General features: G+C 33.9%; 37 protein-coding genes. 34 read left to right on the top strand and 3 right to left on the bottom strand.

Annotated elements, in window-relative coordinates; genetic code table 11:
• Positions 1–25 precede the first annotated feature (25 nt).
• From MHI33_RS11940 to MHI33_RS11910, 7 genes are all read left to right on the top strand, one after another.
• On the top strand, positions 26–148 hold the full coding sequence (locus tag MHI33_RS11940) for a hypothetical protein (RefSeq protein ID WP_268746351.1): 123 nt from the start codon (positions 26–28) through the stop codon (positions 146–148).
• 237 nt (positions 149–385) lie between these two features.
• Positions 386–571 carry a hypothetical protein gene (locus tag MHI33_RS11935; RefSeq protein WP_044141747.1) on the top strand — a complete coding sequence of 62 codons (186 nt, stop codon included), beginning with the start codon at positions 386–388 and terminating at the stop codon, positions 569–571.
• A gap of 12 nt (positions 572–583) precedes the next feature.
• Entirely contained in the window at positions 584–892 is a 309-nt protein-coding gene (locus MHI33_RS11930) for a hypothetical protein (protein WP_044141746.1), read from the top strand.
• A 58-nt stretch (positions 893–950) separates the two neighbouring features.
• A complete protein-coding gene (locus MHI33_RS11925; RefSeq protein WP_044141745.1) occupies positions 951–1133 on the top strand; it encodes a helix-turn-helix domain-containing protein in 183 nt (60 codons plus the stop codon).
• Between the two features lie 13 nt (positions 1134–1146).
• Positions 1147–2229 (top strand): tyrosine-type recombinase/integrase, encoded by a 1083-nt coding sequence (locus MHI33_RS11920; RefSeq protein WP_044141744.1) that lies wholly within the window; start codon positions 1147–1149, stop codon positions 2227–2229.
• A gap of 83 nt (positions 2230–2312) precedes the next feature.
• Entirely contained in the window at positions 2313–3701 is a 1389-nt protein-coding gene (locus MHI33_RS11915) for a DNA sulfur modification protein DndB (protein WP_052465541.1), read from the top strand.
• A gap of 2 nt (positions 3702–3703) precedes the next feature.
• Positions 3704–4693: a phage lytic cycle repressor MrpR family protein gene (locus MHI33_RS11910; RefSeq protein WP_044141743.1), complete on the top strand. Its 990-nt coding sequence runs from the start codon at positions 3704–3706 to the stop codon at positions 4691–4693.
• A gap of 154 nt (positions 4694–4847) precedes the next feature.
• On the opposite strand, the gene MHI33_RS11905 is transcribed toward MHI33_RS11910, so the two are convergent.
• Positions 4848–5066, bottom strand: coding sequence for a helix-turn-helix domain-containing protein (locus tag MHI33_RS11905; RefSeq protein ID WP_044141742.1), 219 nt, complete (start codon positions 5064–5066; stop codon positions 4848–4850).
• 186 nt (positions 5067–5252) lie between these two features.
• Between MHI33_RS11905 and MHI33_RS11900 the strand changes: the two genes are divergently transcribed.
• The 14 genes from MHI33_RS11900 to MHI33_RS11835 all read left to right on the top strand — a co-directional run bounded on the left by MHI33_RS11900 (position 5253) and on the right by MHI33_RS11835 (position 10574).
• The gene (locus MHI33_RS11900) at positions 5253–5471 is read left to right on the top strand and encodes a hypothetical protein (RefSeq protein ID WP_044141741.1); all 219 of its coding nucleotides are present in this window, start codon (positions 5253–5255) and stop codon (positions 5469–5471) included.
• A 74-nt stretch (positions 5472–5545) separates the two neighbouring features.
• Positions 5546–5743: a hypothetical protein gene (locus MHI33_RS11895; protein ID WP_044141740.1), complete on the top strand. Its 198-nt coding sequence runs from the start codon at positions 5546–5548 to the stop codon at positions 5741–5743.
• Between the two features lie 125 nt (positions 5744–5868).
• A complete protein-coding gene (locus MHI33_RS11890; RefSeq protein WP_161792798.1) occupies positions 5869–6039 on the top strand; it encodes a hypothetical protein in 171 nt (56 codons plus the stop codon).
• 101 nt (positions 6040–6140) lie between these two features.
• A complete protein-coding gene (locus MHI33_RS11885; RefSeq protein WP_106037427.1) occupies positions 6141–6377 on the top strand; it encodes a hypothetical protein in 237 nt (78 codons plus the stop codon).
• A 13-nt stretch (positions 6378–6390) separates the two neighbouring features.
• On the top strand, positions 6391–6852 hold the full coding sequence (gene rnhA, locus MHI33_RS11880; RefSeq protein WP_044141739.1) for a ribonuclease HI: 462 nt from the start codon (positions 6391–6393) through the stop codon (positions 6850–6852).
• Complete coding sequence (locus MHI33_RS11875; protein ID WP_235355617.1) at positions 6849–7145, top strand: hypothetical protein; 297 nt, start codon at positions 6849–6851, stop codon at positions 7143–7145. Before rnhA ends, MHI33_RS11875 begins: the two co-directional genes overlap by 4 nt.
• Before the next feature lie 138 nt (positions 7146–7283).
• On the top strand, positions 7284–7520 hold the full coding sequence (locus tag MHI33_RS11870; RefSeq protein WP_340911472.1) for a hypothetical protein: 237 nt from the start codon (positions 7284–7286) through the stop codon (positions 7518–7520).
• A 161-nt stretch (positions 7521–7681) separates the two neighbouring features.
• Positions 7682–8272: a hypothetical protein gene (locus tag MHI33_RS11865; RefSeq protein WP_340911470.1), complete on the top strand. Its 591-nt coding sequence runs from the start codon at positions 7682–7684 to the stop codon at positions 8270–8272.
• Between the two features lie 161 nt (positions 8273–8433).
• On the top strand, positions 8434–9120 hold the full coding sequence (locus tag MHI33_RS11860; RefSeq protein WP_340911468.1) for an SLOG family protein: 687 nt from the start codon (positions 8434–8436) through the stop codon (positions 9118–9120).
• 12 nt (positions 9121–9132) lie between these two features.
• Positions 9133–9378, top strand: a complete 246-nt coding sequence (locus tag MHI33_RS11855) for a hypothetical protein (RefSeq protein WP_340911466.1) — start codon at positions 9133–9135, stop codon at positions 9376–9378.
• A 43-nt stretch (positions 9379–9421) separates the two neighbouring features.
• Positions 9422–9616, top strand: coding sequence for a hypothetical protein (locus tag MHI33_RS11850; protein ID WP_216927199.1), 195 nt, complete (start codon positions 9422–9424; stop codon positions 9614–9616).
• A 164-nt stretch (positions 9617–9780) separates the two neighbouring features.
• The gene (locus tag MHI33_RS11845) at positions 9781–9972 is read left to right on the top strand and encodes a hypothetical protein (protein ID WP_340911463.1); all 192 of its coding nucleotides are present in this window, start codon (positions 9781–9783) and stop codon (positions 9970–9972) included.
• 26 nt (positions 9973–9998) lie between these two features.
• A complete protein-coding gene (locus MHI33_RS11840) occupies positions 9999–10154 on the top strand; it encodes a hypothetical protein (protein WP_161792796.1) in 156 nt (51 codons plus the stop codon).
• Between the two features lie 36 nt (positions 10155–10190).
• On the top strand, positions 10191–10574 hold the full coding sequence (locus MHI33_RS11835; protein WP_340911462.1) for a hypothetical protein: 384 nt from the start codon (positions 10191–10193) through the stop codon (positions 10572–10574).
• A 33-nt stretch (positions 10575–10607) separates the two neighbouring features.
• On the opposite strand, the gene MHI33_RS11830 is transcribed toward MHI33_RS11835, so the two are convergent.
• Both MHI33_RS11830 and MHI33_RS11825 read right to left on the bottom strand, forming a co-directional pair.
• Positions 10608–11420: an ATP-dependent DNA ligase gene (locus tag MHI33_RS11830; RefSeq protein WP_340911459.1), complete on the bottom strand. Its 813-nt coding sequence runs from the start codon at positions 11418–11420 to the stop codon at positions 10608–10610.
• Positions 11421–11489: 69 nt separating this feature from the next.
• Entirely contained in the window at positions 11490–12164 is a 675-nt protein-coding gene (locus MHI33_RS11825) for an SOS response-associated peptidase (protein ID WP_340911457.1), read from the bottom strand.
• Positions 12165–12239: 75 nt separating this feature from the next.
• Here MHI33_RS11825 and MHI33_RS11820 point away from each other — a divergent pair, with 75 nt between their 5' ends.
• From MHI33_RS11820 to MHI33_RS11760, 13 genes are all read left to right on the top strand, one after another.
• A complete protein-coding gene (locus MHI33_RS11820) occupies positions 12240–12455 on the top strand; it encodes a hypothetical protein (protein ID WP_340911455.1) in 216 nt (71 codons plus the stop codon).
• 376 nt (positions 12456–12831) lie between these two features.
• Complete coding sequence (locus MHI33_RS11815) at positions 12832–14034, top strand: hypothetical protein (RefSeq protein WP_340911452.1); 1203 nt, start codon at positions 12832–12834, stop codon at positions 14032–14034.
• Between the two features lie 215 nt (positions 14035–14249).
• Complete coding sequence (locus MHI33_RS11810; RefSeq protein ID WP_340911450.1) at positions 14250–14660, top strand: hypothetical protein; 411 nt, start codon at positions 14250–14252, stop codon at positions 14658–14660.
• Positions 14657–15052 (top strand): hypothetical protein, encoded by a 396-nt coding sequence (locus MHI33_RS11805; RefSeq protein WP_340911448.1) that lies wholly within the window; start codon positions 14657–14659, stop codon positions 15050–15052. Before MHI33_RS11810 ends, MHI33_RS11805 begins: the two co-directional genes overlap by 4 nt.
• On the top strand, positions 15052–15480 hold the full coding sequence (locus MHI33_RS11800; protein ID WP_340911445.1) for a YopX family protein: 429 nt from the start codon (positions 15052–15054) through the stop codon (positions 15478–15480). Before MHI33_RS11805 ends, MHI33_RS11800 begins: the two co-directional genes overlap by 1 nt.
• The gene (locus MHI33_RS11795; RefSeq protein WP_333980465.1) at positions 15477–16010 is read left to right on the top strand and encodes a hypothetical protein; all 534 of its coding nucleotides are present in this window, start codon (positions 15477–15479) and stop codon (positions 16008–16010) included. Before MHI33_RS11800 ends, MHI33_RS11795 begins: the two co-directional genes overlap by 4 nt.
• Positions 16007–16297 carry a hypothetical protein gene (locus MHI33_RS11790; RefSeq protein ID WP_333980463.1) on the top strand — a complete coding sequence of 97 codons (291 nt, stop codon included), beginning with the start codon at positions 16007–16009 and terminating at the stop codon, positions 16295–16297. Before MHI33_RS11795 ends, MHI33_RS11790 begins: the two co-directional genes overlap by 4 nt.
• 2 nt (positions 16298–16299) lie before the next feature.
• Positions 16300–16689 (top strand): beta-sandwich lipoprotein, encoded by a 390-nt coding sequence (locus MHI33_RS11785; protein WP_340911437.1) that lies wholly within the window; start codon positions 16300–16302, stop codon positions 16687–16689.
• 59 nt (positions 16690–16748) lie between these two features.
• A complete protein-coding gene (locus MHI33_RS11780; RefSeq protein ID WP_340911435.1) occupies positions 16749–17528 on the top strand; it encodes a hypothetical protein in 780 nt (259 codons plus the stop codon).
• Positions 17529–17540: 12 nt separating this feature from the next.
• On the top strand, positions 17541–17687 hold the full coding sequence (locus tag MHI33_RS11775) for a hypothetical protein (RefSeq protein ID WP_340911432.1): 147 nt from the start codon (positions 17541–17543) through the stop codon (positions 17685–17687).
• Between the two features lie 12 nt (positions 17688–17699).
• Positions 17700–18518, top strand: coding sequence for a hypothetical protein (locus MHI33_RS11770; RefSeq protein ID WP_340911430.1), 819 nt, complete (start codon positions 17700–17702; stop codon positions 18516–18518).
• Positions 18515–18751, top strand: a complete 237-nt coding sequence (locus MHI33_RS11765; RefSeq protein WP_216927172.1) for a hypothetical protein — start codon at positions 18515–18517, stop codon at positions 18749–18751. The genes MHI33_RS11770 and MHI33_RS11765 overlap by 4 nt, the downstream gene beginning before the upstream one ends.
• Positions 18752–18806: 55 nt before the next feature.
• On the top strand, positions 18807–19199 hold the full coding sequence (locus tag MHI33_RS11760; protein WP_340911427.1) for a hypothetical protein: 393 nt from the start codon (positions 18807–18809) through the stop codon (positions 19197–19199).
• The last annotated feature ends 12 nt before the right edge of the window (positions 19200–19211 follow it).

Below are 19211 nucleotides of genomic sequence, written 5' to 3'. Positions count from 1 at the left end.
TCGATAGGTGAAAGGGGGTGAAGAAATGAAAAAGATCGTATTTGGTTTAGTTATTGTGTTATCTTTTATCGCAGGTAATCATCAGGGAGCTAATGAGCAAGAAGCAGACCATCCAGTTGAGACAGCTGCAATTGGTAACGGAGGTTGATTTTATTGGTTAATAATGTTAGGATTGCGTTACATAATTAGACGTTTAACTCAAACGAGTTGACGTCTTTTTGTTATTTCTTCTAGGTATTACAAAAACCTTTTTTTTGAAAAGTGGTAACACGAAGAGCACATTATAAAAATGTGCTATTTGTCGTGAAAAAAGCTTTACATATAGTTTTTTATCCATTAAACTATAAATAAGACATACGGAAATATGTAATTTAGGAGGAGAACTATGTTAGCTGCTAGAAAAGACAATGTTATAAATTTTAATAAAACTGTTTATGCTCGTAAGATAGATCAGTTCGGGGGAGAATGGTTTAATCACCAAGAAAACAAAAATAACATAGATAAAGAAATCAAAAAAGAACAAATTAGAAAATCGATGATTTCTGGATATATGAAATTATTGAATAGTTAGGAGGTAAGGCCAGTGATTGCATCACCAGAAAAAAGCTGTGCGGACATTGAGTATCAATACGAAATAATCAACAGCTTAAAAGAAGAACTTACATATTTACGCAGCCTAAGTTTATCAATTAATTCACCAGTTGAACTATATAAGGTTAAACAAGCTGTATTTGAGTATTTAAAACAAATAGATGAGTTTTCTTTTAATCAAACCGTATTGACAAACACTTACACTGGAGATCTTCTCACAGCCTACCGTAAGAGAATGGAATTCATAAATGAACTTCGCAAATCTGTTGAGTATGAATTTGAATACTTTATCACTACATAAAATTACCACCAATGGCCAGGGCATCTAAGATACATAAGCATTCGAAGGAGATGTGCCAGTGCCTAATAACTTACTAAATATTATAGATCAATCGAACAAAACTATAAATAGTGTATGTGCTGAATCAGGTATTTCAGTGAAAAGACTAGAACAAATTATAGCTAATCCTGAAGAGGCTAAGCTAATAGAAATGGCAAAAATAGCGATTGTTCTCAATTCAACAATTGAAGAATTAATGTGAAGGAGGGGAAGAGATGAGTACTAAAGCAGTTCCATTAAAGGAATACACTGTTTATAACGATGTCATGACATATCTAAAAAAGATTGATGATGAGGGTTCAGTTGGTAATCTAAATAATTTTTCTAAAACGCAGCGCAGACACCACATGTTTGAGACTAATACAGCAGTTAATTATTATGGTGACATTAAACAATTCTTTAATTACTTTAAACCGACTGTAGGAATAGAGTTTTTAACTCCAAAGGATATCGAAATAAATTCTATGGATTTGATCAACTACAGAAAACATTTAAAAGAAGAAGGCTTAGCTAACACGTCAATCAATCGTAAGCTAGTTTCTGTTAAGGGATTGTATAAATTCCTAAAGTCATTTAAAGCTTATACTTCCTATATAGATTTAAGCCAGTTTGATCAAACAAAGAAATTAAAAGAAGTCAGTAATAACTATGGTAAGACTACTCAAACTGAAGCTGAAAGAATTGCTGAAAATATGTTGCTAGAGCGGGAAAACGGTTTAAAGAAAAAACTTCTTACTAAATTTTTAATCCGTACTTCATTTAGGATTGAGTATGCACTTACTGTTAGATGGATGGACATTAAGCTAGTTGACGGTGATTTATATAAAGTTGAGGCATTGAACAAGGGTTCATATGTAGTTTCTACTGGCCTTCATAAGAACTTTTTGATTGAATTGGATCAATTAAGAAAACAAAACAGCATGGATAATGATTTAGTGTTTAATGGATTGACATCGAGATCTTATAGAGAATCGTTCAACAGAGCTCTGAGTAGGTTAGGAATACCTGTATCAAGAAACCTTAAACCTCACTCTTTAAAGGGAGTTGGGATAGATATAGCATATGAAGAGTCTGGCAATGATATACGAATTGCTATGGCTCAGGGGAATCATAAAGATCCTAAGACTCCATTGAGATATTTAACTAAAAACGACAATATTGAAAATTCTGCGGGTATATTGATGGATAAAGAATTGGATTTTTCATTGATTGAAAGTGCCACAAAAGAGGATTTTGTCAATTTTTTTCGTAAGTCAGATAGGGGAACTATGCAAAAGTTCCTAGAATTTGTGAGGTAAGTTTACATTTAGATTAATTTTGCGACTATAAATTGATTTAAGATAATATGTTTGTTATTTTTGTTTTAGAAGAGGTGTGCTATATGAATAAGCTAGTTATTTTTGATGATGAAAAAGACGCTTTACTAAACGAAACAATAGAAATGCTATTGCAAAAAAATAAACATGACAAAAATTTCAGGGAAAGACTGCAAAGTATTCTTTCTCATAAAGGCATTTCACCTGGTGAAACAATGAATCTCATTATTAGATTTGGGAGACAAGAAGCGCTTCGGAAAGAAGAGAAATATCTTCTAGCTACAGGCATATACGAAGTGACTAAAGATGAAAAAATTAATCCAGTAAATTATTTTCCAGAAAGAATAATACAAGAAATTGAAACGACGTGGGAAGGTTTCTCACAGAATAATGATAGTGAGCTGAATTTTCCTATAACATTTGAGGATGTTACTAAAGTAGATGACAACAACTTCACATTCTTACTTAAAAGAAGCGAAATAGCAAAGATGTATGAAAACCATTTGCTTCAATACAACCCTAGAACTCAGAGAACTAGTAAGACTAAAAATTTTGAGTTTTTAGGTGGGGAAATACCTGTCCCTGAGCTTAATCATGATGCGGTAGAAGATATTTCACAAAAAACCATCTATGGCACCTTAATAAGCTCAACTTTAATATTTAATGCAAGATTTGGTTCGTCTTCCGAAGGGATTGAGGTAGATTATGATCCCATTAAAAGAAGCTTAACAGTGATGAAGGGCACTCTGCTTGATGTAATTGATGGTTATCATCGAATTGTTGGTATTTCTAAAGCAGTAAGGTCTGGCAGCTTTGATGATAAATTTATGAAAATAGACTTTTACAATGTAACTCAAAAAGTTGCGAGACAGCTGTTTGGGCAGCATAACACCATGACACCTGTAAGACTGTCCAAACTCAAAGAAATGAATGAAGAAAACCCTGTGAACAAAGTTGTTACTCATATTAGAGATAACAGTGTGATCGGACAAAGAATAAGTTTAGATCATGATGTAATTGCAACTCAATCAGATTACTTATACTCTTTAAATGATATGGTCAAAGCAGTCGAAGCTACGAAATTTCCTGGGCTCCTGAAAGACCAAATTGCTGTAAGGAAAATTGGAGTCTTTTTGGTTGAATTCTTTGATGAATTAACTGAGCTGTATTACGAAGAATTTCTAGGAGACAAATTTGAACAAACCAAAAAAACTATTGTAATAAATAAAAACATTTTAGTTGGATTGATGGAAATAGCATATTTTATGTACACTGCTGGGATTAGTGCAAAAATGACGCAACAAATAATCACAAAAAAAGGATTTAACTTCGACAGAAATAATCCAGAACTAGCGAAACACAAACTATTGAATAAAAAGAATGAAGTAACTCACAGTAAAAACCATGTTATTAAATATTTTCAATACAAATTGAATGAAGTAGAAGGTGTTTAGCTTTGTGGTATAACTCACAGTTTAAGAAAAGTTATTTAGATACATTAAGTGGTGATAGTCAACAAAAGCAAATTTCACTGTTGTTTAATCATTCTCAAAAAGAAGAGGAAATAAGAAACAAAGACTTATTTGATTTCACTACTGAAGAAATTCTAAATGTACTAAGAGCAATGTATTCAACTTCTCTAGCTTCATTAGAAACATTCTTATACACGATGATAACCTATATAGATTGGTCAATTGCAAACGGTGTTACTAAGGGTTCTAATAACTTAGCAAGATTAATAAATACAAATGATTTATTATCGTGTATAGATTCATCATTAAAACTATTTATCACCAAAAACGAATTAGAGAAAATGTGTGCAGAATTAATTAATGCTCAAGATAGGGCGTTGTTTAGATTGCTTTTTGAAGGCATATTAGGTTTCGAAGCAAGTGAAATGACTAGTCTTAAAAGAAGTGATATAGAGAAAGCGTTAAATAATAATAATATGCTAACTGTACATGATTCAAAAAATGGTGAGAGAACAATAAAAGTAGAGAAAGCAACCTTGCAAGACTGTCTTGAAGCAAACCTTGAAACAGAATATAGACCATTGAATGGGAAACCAGGGCTTAGAAAGCCATCATTAAGTTTAGTTGATAATGAATATGTAATAAAAACAAAACTGACTAATGCGATTGGGCAAGGACAAGCTTCAAGAACTGTAGTAAGTTCTACTTTTAGAAACCTTAAAGAAATTTTTGGTTTTTCATTTTTAAGACCTATCGGTATAGTTAAGTCAGGCCTTCTATATGAGGGCTATAAGCTAATATTAAAAGGGGAAGAGTTGGACAGAAAAGCTCTTAATGAAATATATGAGGATAGGAAAGTCCAAACAACTGATTTAAATCAAAAAATCATCTCAGATCGAAGAGAATTCATGAATGAGGAAACCATAAGAAAATATTACGCAGATGAACTTAAAAAAGAAGGCAAATCTTTATGATTTGTCTCTTTTTTATGAAAAATTCTAAATAATTTCCCTATTCGACAAAAAAAGACAAAATATTGCGTATACAACCTGTTATGCTTATAGTAGTATAGTCTTATCAGCGAATTCGCTGATAATGGAGGTGTACTGAGACAATGGTCTCAGTTAATCAATGTCGTATCCTAAACTCAAATAAATCGTCAATCTTGCATCCTAAAGCCATAGCGATCTTCGCTGCTGTTTTAATGCGGATGTCTACAGGTTGATTAATTATTTGAAAGATGCTTTGTGGTGTCAGGCCAGTGGCACGTGCCAAGTCAGCCTGTGTCCAGTTTTTTTCCTTTAGAAGCTTAGGAATATGACATTGCCCGATCTCTACATTTAACATCGGACAACCTCCAGTTTTGTTGTTAAAATGTACAAGCTCTATTACATATCATACCAATCAAAGTGAAATAAAAAAAGAAAAAAATACTGTAGCTAATATTAGAGCTTAGATGTATAATGAAAACAAGAAACAGAACACATGTTCCTTTTATGTTGCAGGAGACTAATCAGATAGGGAGAAATGAGTATGGCTAAGTTTAGAACCTGCTTCGTTATAAGCGCTGATACATTTTTAGATATTGAAGATGTTGAAAATGCTGAGGCTGCGTATAAAAAAGCGGATTTGTTTATTACACCTTTTGAATTAACAACTGATATAGTATTGAAAATCGGTGATAGAGAAATAAAATTAGAATCTGGATGTCTGGATATAACACTATTAGAAGATGTTGAAGAAGTAGATTAAACCTAAAATAACATAAATCCTACACCACGGAATGCAGACAACATGCTTTCGGATTGGAAAGAAGATAGCTAAATATGGCAAATGTCATTATTAAAAAAGAAGACTATCAGGATATCAGTCTAAAAATTCAAGTAGACAAGCTAAAGGATATGGATTTTTGCTTCGAGCTTATATTTTCAGGGAAAAACAATAGTATTGCGATAACAATGAATCCCTCAGACTTGATACAGCTGAGGGATAAAATCAATGATACAATTTTCAAAATGTCATAAGAGCAAAAAATGCTCTTATTTTTATGTAAATAAAACATAAATAACAAATATCTATTGACAAGGAAAGGGTGATTATCGTAGTATTAAAATACAAATTACATATATTAAAAAGAAAGGGGTTCTGATTGGAAATATTAGAATCAAAGTTAGAAAAGATTGAGAGTTCCATTTCAAATTTCAAAAGAAACTTGAAAGAAGGTAAGACTGAAGCTATTGGAGATATTCACTCAATAATTGAGTATGGATATGAATTGCTCTACATATATGAGGCAGCAACTAAAGAATATAAAATGTAAGTTTTATTTAGACTCTAGGAGGTGAATGCTATATCGTAAAGGAATATTTTTTCGAAATTAAAAATACAAATTACATTCATTCTGAAGAAATGATAACTGAGATGTTTAATATTGCAAATGGCGAAGCTGAAAGTAGGGATACATTGATTAAGTCAATTAGATTTATTGATGAAGATGTCTCATATTCCATTGGAGATAGTGTAGAGGGCTTCATGGGAGCTAAGATATATTCTATCTATGACTATCGTGAAGAGCCAGAGAAGGCGTTCTGGATTCATTTAGATAACGGTAATCAGTTCTTTATAAATAAGGGGAAAGTAATTGTTGAACATTATTAAGGAGGAGAGAGCTATGGAAAAAGTAATTGTATACACTGATGGCGGTTGTAGAGGGAACCAAAACGAAACAAATGTTGGAGGCTGGGGAGCAGTCTTATCATATAAAGGGAAAGAAGTTGAATTGAAAGGCGGCAAGCTAAACACAACAAACAACGTGATGGAGCTTACAGGCGTAATTGAAGCTTTAAAACACATAAAGACAAATAACATACATATTGAGGTTTATGCAGACTCTGCATACGTTGTAAATGGTATGAACAGCTGGGTGAAGAATTGGATTAAAAACAATTGGCGTAAATCAAACAAGAAACCAGTTGAAAATAAGGAACTCTGGATGGAATTAAACGAGCTTGTTAAGAATCAAGCGTCAGTCACATTCTTAAAAGTAAAAGGACATAGTGGAGATGCAGGGAATGAAAAGGCAGATGAGTTGGCCAACAAAGCAATGGATGAACTTGAGAGTGTGACACCATGAATATTAGAGAGAAGTTTCTGGAAAACAATATTCCATACGACCGTATCGACAAACAACTAATTAACTTAATAGACATTTTAAATTTTAAGCTGGGTTTGAAAACTCGTCACTGCTGTTTTGGACATGAGCCAATGGATGAAATCTATGTAATTTTTGAAGATGATGTCAATCAGAAAGAGGATATGATTTTAGAGCTTGCTGAATTAGCAGGAAGAGAGTGGATGAAACTTCATCTTAGCTTTAAAAAATGGGCTAGATTTTCACCACTAAGTTCAATTGGCAGCTTGTCTTAACAAAGAGATATGAGGATCCTGAGGATGCTAGTAAATATAAATACCTGAGAACGATTGAAGAGTTCTTTGAGAAATATGCCGAAAACGTTAAATAAAAGATGCATTTCATATTAAATTAGAATAGGAGAGTAATTAATAATGGTGACTAAACACGGATTAAGTCAAGGACGTTTAAATACAGCTAAAGATTATACTCGGAGTTTTTTGGAAAGGATCAATAAAATTGATTTGATGTATCAGCTTTCTGTAAACAAAATGGTGGATGGAGAAAAAGCTGAGAATTTTATTGCAGGAAATATTAAAGGAATTGAGCGTGATTGGGAGTGCTTTAAGAGCTATATTAAACAAAGAGACGTTATGAGGGAATTAGATTAACAGTAAAAATCCAAATCTATTTCATGGTGAGAAAGTAGAAGGCTATAGTATACTATCCAATATACATAACCAAAATCTGTCTAATTAAAATTAACCAATAATATAATTAAAAGCAAAACGTCCTACTTAATCTTAAACAATGAAAAGGAAGGGATTTTATAATGGGCATATTCTTAGATGTATTAAATTGGATCATTTCTAACACAGGAAATTTAGGGATGTTTATATTAACTATATTTATAGCATTTTATTCAAAAAAATCTTCAAAGGCTAGCTTAGAAGCTTCACAACTAGCTAAAAAAGAATATGAGAGTAAGAAAGAACCTGAAATAATAATCTATTTTGAGCTAAATGAGTTTAGATTAGATTTTAAAATGAAGAATATCGGAAATGGAGTTGCGACTAATATCACCGCCAGTTTAGAAGAGAAGAGTGGCAATTTCCACAAAAGTCATATGTGCAAAATTAAAAATGGTCTTTTTGATACGACTATAAAAACTTTCGCCCCAACCCAGGAGATCAAGGGTATCGCAGCTGAGATTTCAGACATTAAAGATGATTCCGGATATCCTGTGTTTACATGTAATTTTAGTTACTATGATATCAATGGTAATCAATATAGTAGGAGCTATGATTTTGATTTGAACTATATAGGGGGATTAGTTTGGACTAAAGAAGCAACCTTAAAAGATGTCACTGAAAATTTAAAAGGAATCAACAAAGAAATAGAAAAACTCAATGCTAAATTCTAAAACTATTAATGTTTGTTAAAAATGAAACTTCTACACGTTGCCAAGCAACATAATCAACAGATTAATTAATACAAAGATAATTAAATATTATGATTCGTTGGCAGCGTGTACGATATTAAAATAAAATAAAAAGACCGTTTTAAAAGAATGGAGTTGATGAATTGCCAATCGATTTCAAGAAATTATCTAAACAAATGTCTGATCCTGAGTGGATTAAGCAGCAAGAGAAAGAAAGAGAAGAGGAAAAACGCACCTTTGAAGAAAGTGAAAAAATAAGACATAAAACAGTGTGCTTCACAGGTCATCGTCCACAAAAATTAGGCGGATATGATATGAAGAATCCAACAATGCTGAAGTTAAAAGAAAAGCTTCTAGAAGTGATTGAAAAATTGATTGAAGAAAATGAAAGCGATCGATTTATCACAGGCGGTGCTTTAGGCGCTGATACTGCTGCGTTCTGGTGTGTACATATTATGAAAGAGAAGTATCCTAATATCAAAAATATTGTTGCGGCGCCATTTGAAAATCAAGATAAGAAGTGGTCTGCGGAACAACAGGTCTGGTATAGAAAGATGCTTGATAAAGCAGATGAAGTAATCAAAGTAGATGAAATTAAAAATTACAAAGACAATACAGTTCCAACTGGAGAATACTCAATTGAAAAGCTTAGTCGAAGAAACGAGTACATGGTGGATCACAGTGGAAGTATTGTAGCGATTTATGATGGTAGCAAGAGCGGTACATCAAACTGCTTGTACTATGCTCAGAATAGATATTTAGGCCATGAAATATGGAGACTGTATCCGCAATATGATTTTCAATTAGACATTTACTATACACCTAGCTAGGGGGTGAGTGCTGTGAAAAGTAATTTTGAACGAATGAAGGAAGAAATGAAAGAAGTCAATGAGGTTTATTATAAGATTTACACTTCCAATAAACCCAAGTATTCAGTCGTTACATTGCAGTGGTTTGATGAATTAAACTATCAAGAATCAGACTTCTTAGACAATCAGCAGGGAAACCATTTGAAGTTTGAACGGAAAAAGGATGCCTTAGAATGGCTTTTCCTGAATGTGCCTAAAGCATTAATAGATTTAGATTAAAGTCAATAAAAGGATTATTTCAAAGGAATTGGGGAGAGGCAATATGAAGACAGTTGTATCAAATTTAATGGTCAGAGAGATTGTTTTAGATATGATCGATGAAGAAACAATGATTAGAACTCCAGAAGGATTAGCGGATTTCCTATTGAAGCATAGAGACAATGAAACAATTTTTGTTGAAGGATGGGAAAGTAAGGTTGATCTAGAACCGTTTGATGATTCTGAGTGGGATGAGTAATTAAGGTGAAAAAATGATAAATTACATATATTTTGTATATAAAACAGCGAAGTTTAATCTTATCTGGTATAAGGTGCACCATAAAGCAGACATAAACATATTTGAGAACTGCAGTTGGAAGTCGTATGTAGCCTATAAACAATATAAGAAGGATGGTGAAAGAAGTGGACAAGGTAATTTTTAAAAAAGACATTGCTCTTGCAGAGTATCCATATACTTTATATTTCATAAAGGATAAAGAATATGAAGTTCTTGATGAGGATAAGGAAAATATTCATGTTGGACATAAAACAAATTCAAATCAATGTACTAAAGTTCCAAAGACAGATGAAGGTACATTGTTTGAATATAAATAACACACATCTTGAGGGAGGTAATACATATGAACAATATGAAGAAATTGATTAAAGAAAACGTTAAATTGAAAATGAAGCTGGCAGCTAATGAAGAAGCAATTCTGAAAGAGAAAGAAGAAATGAGAAACAACAAATTGATTAAAATCATGATGAATAATCGACAAGCAGGTTTAACAGTTTAGATGAAATCGTGATTTTAAACAGAAAGGAGATATAAGATGAAAATTACAGTTGATCCTAAGCTGAAACGGTTCAGTTTAAATTTCAAAAGGCATTGGAAACAAGCAGTTGGTCATGAAATATTTGTTGGAGAATATAGTTTTTGCGTGACCCCGATAGATGATGTTTTAAAGGTGTCTGAGGTAACAACGGGGGCATTAGTTATGGACTTACTGATACCCAAAATGGACATAACCAAAAATGAATCAATGAAAATATTAGAACAAATAGGAGAACAGTTGCATGAAAAATTGATGAAATCGAAAAATCTTTCAATGGCATTTGAAAAAATGCAACAAAAATCATACGATTTATTGGGATTAACTCCGCCTCCAGAGCCAATTTCTTTTGAGAGTAATGGAGTAGTACAGTATTTTAAATAAAAGATAGTTTTTAGGAGTTATGTAACGGAGAGATTATACTCTCCAGGATTCGAAGGAAGGTATGCGGAGTTTGCCGTGCTTAGTCTTAAATCTGTGCTTAACTTTACATATAATAGGATCAATAAATACATAATCGTCAGATTCAGACTTTACTTGTTTCATAGCGTGGAATCTATTACGTTCTACAGGTGGCATGAATTCCATAAACCCAGCTGCAGTTCCATCAGGATAGGTTAGAAGAAACTTTATATCCTTTTTGGTGTAGCCAGTAATAAGAACTTCAGTGTAATCATAATTAATCACTTTAAGCCAATTATGAGAACGTTTATTGATTTGATAAGGGGAGTCAGCTTTCTTGAGTACGATCCCTTCTAATTTCTTTTCTTTGGCCAAATTGAAATAAGTAAGGCCGTTACCAGGAATTCCTCCGACAATGCATATATTCGGATGATTTAGTTCAAGCAAGTTTAGTACTGTCTTTCGTTCAGTGAGTGTCTTAGTTGCTATTGACATACCGTTTTTATAGATAACATCAAAAACACAGTAAACAATATTATGAGCAGTTTTATTGGACAAAAAACGTTCCATCACAGCATCAAAATTAGGAGCGCCGTCTGGGGCAGCTACAATTACTTCACCATCAAGAACTGTTCCATTTGGGATATCTAAATCTAAAAGCTCAGGAAACTTATTTGTAACTTCATTATTGTGCCGAGTATAAAGCTTTATCTGATCTTTAAACTTGGAAAGGATAAGCCTTATCCCATCAAATTTAAGCTCTGTAATGTACCTATCATCATCGAATGGTTCTCTAATTGAATGCAACAACATTGGCGATACAAACAAAATATCACCTCCTACCTATTACATAATAACGAAGTGAAGGTGATATATAAAGCGAAAGAACAGTGGTACTTAATGGGATTGTATGAGCTCTGGTGAATTGTTTTTAGGCGAGTTTACTAAGGATGAAACCTGGTATGCCTCCATGTCATGAGTAGCATAAGGCTTTAGCAAACTCTTTAGATAATCAGTGTCGGAATTTTTAGGGTTGAGCCATTCTTTTTCACTTCCCTGAGTCAGGATTACTGGCATACGATCATGAATATCTTCCATAAGCTCATTGGGCTTTGTCGTAATGATTGTGCAAGTGAATAACGTATTGCCATCTTGCATGTTCCATTTTTCATATAACCCTGCAAAAGCAAAAAGGTTAGATGATTTAAGCTTAATCCGCATAGGAATTTTAGTCTTTGGATCGAGGCGTTTCCATTCATAAAAACTGTCAGCTGGTATGATACAACGTTTGTTTATGAGTGGTTTTCGAAAACTAGGTTTTTCGGTTAATGTTTCAGAGCGGGCATTAATCATTTTATAACCAATCTTTTTGTCTTTAGCCCAAGGAGGGATAAGACCCCATCTTAGTTTGCCAAGACGGTTATTTGATCCATCGTTGATAACTGTCAGGATATTTTGAGATGGAGCAATATTATAGCTCGGTTGATATTCATCTTCGGGCAAGAACTCATCAATACTGAAATGCTTAATAATGTCATCAAATTCAGAGAATAAAGTAAATCTGCCACACATGTTCATCATCCTTTAGGAGTTTTGAACATTGTACAAGGTTGACAAGAGAAAATCAAAAAGATAGGCGGTGACGCAATGTCCGTAATAGGAACAGAACAAGTTCATGTTTATGTTGAAGGCGTATGGATACAACAACCTTTTAGTGAATTAAACTGTGGCCAAGTATTTAAAATGCTACATGAAGAAGGGATTGGAATTTATACAGCGATTAGTGATGCATGGTACGACGAGTTGTATGAGCAGTGGGTTGTACATATAGAAGAAGATCATGGTGGATTAATTAAAAAATAATACATATATAGAAGGTGTGTTTGTTTGAGGGTTTTGACCAGAGACTTAAAGTATCTGATTAAGGCAGGAGTTTTAAAGCAGCCTTTCGTGGGGCTTATCATAGCAAATCTGTTCATTTATCTTTTATCCAGGAGTTATGGAAATGGTGAATTCGTGAATAAGGAATTCATTTGCGTAACAATGAACGTATCATTCATTACAGGTGGAATTATAAGATACATCAAGTATTGGAGACCGATGATTCAAGAAGAAATCAATGAATTGAATCTACAAATTACAAATAATCAGAAGTTGATGAGATTTGGCGGATTAAAAAGGAAGTTCGATAAGTTAGGGTAAAACAGAGACTTTAAATACATTTAAAAAGGGGAAACAGATGAATTTTACATTTGAAAAGAACAAATTGTATGCATATCTTGGAGAAGAGTTAGTCGAAACATTTAAAAAGTACGGTGCCATTATTGCTGGAGGAACTATTACTAGCCTGTTTAACAACAAAGAATTTAATGATTTAGACGTGTATTTCAAAAGTGATAAGCTTGCTTGTGGGTTTTTAGCAGAATGCTGGGAAGACAATATTTATGTTACAACACATACTTCCAAAGCAACTTTATTTTTAAAAGACCACAGACAAATTCAAATGATTCACTTTAAATTTTTTGAGTCGCCAGAAGATATTTTCAAAACATTCGATTTTACAGTATGCATGGGTGCTTTTGATTTTAGTACTGAGAAATTTGTTTTGCATGAGGACTTTATGAAGCATAATTCACAGCGGCTACTCGTGTTTAATGGAAGCACTGCATTCCCTATAGTTTCGCTTCTTAGAGTTCAAAAATACAATGGGAAAGGATATACGATATCTAAACCAGAGTTTATTCGAATTATTCTAACCTGTATGGATCTTAAAATTAATACATATGAAGAACTGAAAGAACAAATGGGCGGGATGTATGGAATTAATTATGACAAATTGTTTGAGGATGATTCTGAAGAATTGCTATTATCCGAAGCGGTTGAAAAAATTGCTAATCTGTCTTTAGACGAAGACTATTTTAAATTACCAGTTAACAAAGAATTTGATGACTTAGATGATCTATTACATGATATCAATAAAAGCCCTGTGAAAACATTGGTTATCAACGGAGAAAACTATAAAATTTCACCTGATGGTTTACTGAACGTGTTAAATCGTGAAATTGAAGATGAGGCAAAATTAGATACCGAAGAATTCTTCGACAGTAATAAATTTTATAAATTTGTTGAGAGACAAGGAAATAAGCTGGTTAGTTTCTTTGATAATACATTTGAATATCGAATTGGTGATTTTGCAAAGGCGAAAAAAGCTCTACCTATTGATCGTTGGGATTCTAGCGGGAAATTATTTTTCAACGAAAAAAATGCAATAAAGTGTTCTTCATATTTTGGTCATGAAAATAAAGTTCTAATTGAAGTCCATGTTAAAGAAGAGGATTTTTTAAAAGCAGAAGATGGGACTGTTGAAGCTACTAAATGTTATGTGGTTAGAGAAGTCCCAGAGGAAGAGTGGAAGGAATACATAAACGCAAGAAATATCTAATTAATTGAAAAGGATGAAGTGTAATGTTTAATTGCTTCTGCAATAAATGTAATAAAGTAATCAAAAATGATGAAGTTGATTATGAGGTTGATTTAGTAGAAGGTCTTTGGGGAGATTGGGAGCACGTACATTTATCATGCGGCGGTGCAGTGTCTTGGAATTAAATTGTGAATTTAAATAAAAGTAATTTTTTATCTTAAAAAAGGAGGAAATGAATGGCCAGCAAGGAACAAATCAAGCGTATGAATGATATTAACGAGCTTATCAAGCTCATAGCAAGCACTGATAGGAGGACTTTTTATTGCAAATCAAAAGATCGGGTTGCCTCATTTAGATTTAAAACCAAGCTATTCTTCATTGACGGTTATACAGGAGAATATGTTTATCCATATGAACGAGGACGAAGAGTAGAGGGATTTTCACACGGTGGTAACATGTGGCAACTGGTCAACAGTATGAGGGAGTTTATCATCACTGGTAAATGTGGTCACCTTAGGGACTATAAAGAAATATGGGCTTACAGTCGTGCGGGATGTGAAAAGATACGTCAAAAGGCGAAGGAAATCGGATTTATTAAAACTGTTGATTATTCATACAGTTTCAGAGAATGGGAGAAAGCAAAATGACGAGCGTAAAAACTGAATTAAATAGGCTCATAGAAATCACTGAGAAAGTATCGCCTAAAGTATTTATTAATCACAATAATGAGTTGATCTTAGTTCCAACCAAAAATATTTATTTTAGATTAGAGGATGTTAAAACAGACCTTGATTTAAAATGTAAGGTTTTAGCTTGGCTATCTCGACCAAGTTGCAAAGGAGTAGGTCACTACTGGCAAAAGAGGGTGCTTCAAATATTCAACGAATTTTTAGGGACTAACTTCTCTAAAGAAGAAATGGACAATGTTTATACTCACTTAGGAAATGATGTTAATAGAGAATTGAGCATTAGTTTTATTGAATCAGGTTATGACCTGTCGGTATTACCCAATGAACAACTAGCAAAGGAGCAAGCCTGATGGATATTGTTATTAGATACATTTTCAAACATCGCTTTTCAGGAAACATCGAGATCAGAAGCTACTCAATCAGGCAACTAGAAGAGCGTTCGGCACAAAAGCTGTCGCCCTGCTTCAATGAGACCGATTACGAATTGATTGCACGGAACTTGTTTACTGGATTGAAAGATTCAGAGGGAAATGAAATTTATGAAGGGGATTTCATCTTAATCACTTACGACGAAGCCTTTTCAGATCACCCTTACTATATTGGAGAAGTCAAATTCAGAGCTGATGACAATTATCCTGCATTTGATTTGTTACCGTGGATTGACTGCGAAATGAATGCATTAAGCTGGTTGAAAAGCGAAAGCGATCCTTCTGTAAAAAGATATTCAGTCATCGGCAACATTTATAAAAATCCTGATCTACTGGAGGAAACGATATGAACGAAGCTATTCAATTTTTAAAAGAACTTCAACAAGAATTAAACACACAGGATGTTGATTGTCAGGCTGCACCACGTTTTTGGGTTGTAGGTGACTATGAGTGGGTTGAAGCAAATGAAGGAAACGCTGAGCGATATTCTGTGTACTTACCTAATGCAGCAGAATCTTATCCTGTTGAAGATTACATCGAAAGTGCAAAAGAAGACAGTGAATTCAGTGATGAGCAATTAAAGGAATTGGATGAATGTAATAATGACTATAATGAAATTTTAGAATGGATACAAAAATACGAAGATGAAGGAGCAGAACTCTTTCTTGAGAAAAAAGTACATATAAAAAAAGACAGCACATTCTTTATCACAAAAGAAGAAGCCAAAAAACATATTAAGGCGAACAGTCATCATTACACTAGTGAAGCGCACACTTACGCAATGACAGCATGGAGAGCTGCGAAAGTCGCTAAATTGTGGGAGATACTACAAGAATTTGATTGGGGAAGTTTGGAGATTAGAAAGGAGGCAATGGAATGAGTCTAAATATTAATAAGGCAAGGTGGTCTGAGCGAGTGTACCAAAGGAAAGTGGACATGGAACCTATAGGGAAATATTTAAAAGTGATTCAGAAGGATAAAGAAAAAGAGCAAACTTTTCAAAAACGATATGACTATCATATCTCACAAAAATATGAAGCAATGGCTGGGAATTATGATGGATGGAGTAGCAGTACAGATGCCAGAAATCATCATGCATTAAGTGCAAGCCTTGTTTACCAGGATGCTTTAACGGCAGGTATTAGATTGAAAGTGGAAGGGGAATGAAGATGAAAAAGAAATTGTTAGCATTATTTGTTGGGATTATGGTCATTATGGCTGGATGTAGTGAGGCTGATACAGTATCACAAAACATTTCTAAATCGTCTGACTCATTTGAGGTTCAGAGAAGAATCGTTTTCTTTAATGGGATCACAGACAAATACTTACTCACTGTAGAAGGGCTTTGCGCTCTTGGAAACGATGACAGTGATCTAAGAATGACTGTAACGTGCAAAATAGGAAAAGACGAATACAAAAAGCACTATCTTGGTTTAAGTGATAATGTGAGCTTTTTTGCTGAACAACTTGAGGCTAATAAAGAAGACCCGTTTCATTACAAAATTTTGTTCAGACCAGAAAATATTATCCCAGATATTGAGCTTCAGACGAGTAAATAACAATTACAACATACATAACTTCAAATAAAAACAACCTTTTAACGAAAGTGAGGAATTTAATGTTAAGCGAATTAAAACAGGCCACATTAAATAAACAAGCTGATCTAGATTACTTGTTCAATGCGTACTCAATCATTCTTCAAGAAAAAGATAATGTTTTAAGTAATCTACATACATACTTAGCAAGTCTGACCATTGCCCAAAAGAATTTATTTAATGTTTTAGACAAGGAAGCAAAGAGTAAGTTTTCAATAGATATTAGACAGCGAGTTTTGCAGCTTCTTAATGACTATGTGGGAAACATATACGATGGATGTATTGTCAAAATTTCGACAGCTAACTTAAATCCTTTGTCAATTATAACTGAGAAAGGGAGTATCCTGAGAGTAAATTGGGAATCAAAAACATACGGACGAACTGTTGAATGGACTTCAGAAAAGCACTACAAGAGAATGGATCAAGATATTAGAGATAGAATTGGAGAGTCTGAAGATTCTATTAAACGATACACAGAAGTTTTAAGAAGTCCCTTATTTGGACTTTTAAAAGATAACAATCGATTCATTAAGAATCCATTTAAGTACATAGCAATTCAATGTTCCACCTTGCTGGTACATCCATTTAAAAAGAAAGAATACATAGATATGCTTACACAATTAATTAAAAATCATGAAGGTGGAATTAAATCTAGTCAGAAAGAAATTAATAGAAATCTTGAGACATGGAGAAAACTGCAGGAAATAAAACCTGAAATAGACAAAATATTTAAAGTTTGGGAAGAGCATTTAAAAGGTTTGGGTTACAGAGAGGTTAAGTCTAATTCACCTGAACTTTATTAGGAGGGATACATGTTGAATAAAGAAGCATTAATTAACAAATTACAAACAGATAACAGATTATTGAGAGTCGAAAATGAAAAATTGAAACAAATTCTAAGCAATATTGAGCATCGTGGAATGGAAAAGGCTATCAAATTAAAAAGAAAGCAAATCTATTGAGGGGGAATTGAATTGACTGATACTAAATATAAAACGGAGAAACGTAAGGCGGAAGTAGGCGAACGCATTTTGATTACCAATGCTGATTACGAGTTATCAGATTATCAAAACGGTGGTGTATTTACGGTGACCAACAGCGGTACTACTGGCGTAGAGTTGGATTGCGGGATGATATCGCAGCACCACGAATACGAAGTCATCATCGGTGAACACACGCCAGCCCCGAACCTAGACGAAATGGACTATGACGAATTAGTTGCGCTAAGCGAATCCGTAATGAAGGCGCTAAGAACACGCTCATATAAGCTAGGATACGATCAGGGTCGTTTTGATGCGGATATTGAAGCGACGCATGGTACGTATGAGAAATCCGATCAGCAGAAACGGGATGTGATCGTTGCGAGAGCGAAGGTTGATATAGAGGCTCTGTACGCAACAGACCTCGGCTACTACCACGACTTTATCGTAAATGCCGAAAAAAGAACCGTAGTTGCTTTACGCAAATCGTTTGCAGAAGGCTATATTCGCGATAGAGGAATCGCCAAGTGCGCCCCTACCGACTGCTTCAACGCACACATCGGCAAGGCTATTGCGTTAAGACGTGCGTTAGGGCTTCCAGTGCCGTCGGAGTATCTAAACGTGCCACAGCCGACAGAAGTGCGTGTGGGCGATGTTGTAAAAGGGAGAACTGCATTCAGTATGGATACGTATGAAGAAACGGTTGGAGAAATCGAGGACGGTAAATACAAATACATCGGAGGAGATTTCGATTATACAGAAGATGCTGACCTCGTAATTATTGACGATTCGAGAGCGGGTGAGAGCGAATGACTAAACTAAAAAAAGAATTTTGCCCAAAAAAGGGATGGTTTATAGATTTTGAAAGATATCCAAGATTGGGAACTTGGTCAGCTGCTATAGGTATTAATAGAGAGTTAATGCAACACTACATGAATGGATATGAAAATGATATTACACATCAAGGATATAAATCTGAGATTTTTGCAACGTTTTTTGGCTTTCAAATTGCATTTGGCTATAACTCAGTCAAAGAGGTAGCTTAATGAAATACGATAAAACATTCGTTTTAAATTAAAAATAAAATATAGAGGTGATTGTATGACAGTTGTTTTAAGTCCAGAGATTCACGAGGCAGTTGAATATTTTAAGAAAAATCTTGGCTATTCAGATAAACATCTCTATTTGGGGTTGGTTCAATTTGATGTAATGAAAGATAAGAACCCTGAGTTTGCTGATGTGATTTACAATTTCTATAAAGAAAAGCCAGAAAGCTTTATTGCTGCTTTTAAGCATGGATATGTGGTTGAACGACCAATTGAATTCAATCAAGCCATTGTCAGATTCTTCAACAGGGAAGAATTAAGCGTTGTACATAAGAATTCGGGTAAACGTTTTAAAGTTTGGCTAGAGATGAAGAAATACCCTGCTAACTTCGATATGAGAACTTTAGACATGTGGAATTGGAGTGAGGTTACAGCAAGAAATGAATAAACTCATTGTGTA

This window comes from Bacillus sp. FSL K6-2971 (assembly GCF_038006405.1).
GTDB lineage: Bacteria > Bacillota > Bacilli > Bacillales > Bacillaceae > Bacillus > Bacillus pumilus.
The sequence above is the reverse complement of the archived record's forward strand: the minus strand, read 5'-3'. Positions and strand labels throughout refer to the sequence as shown.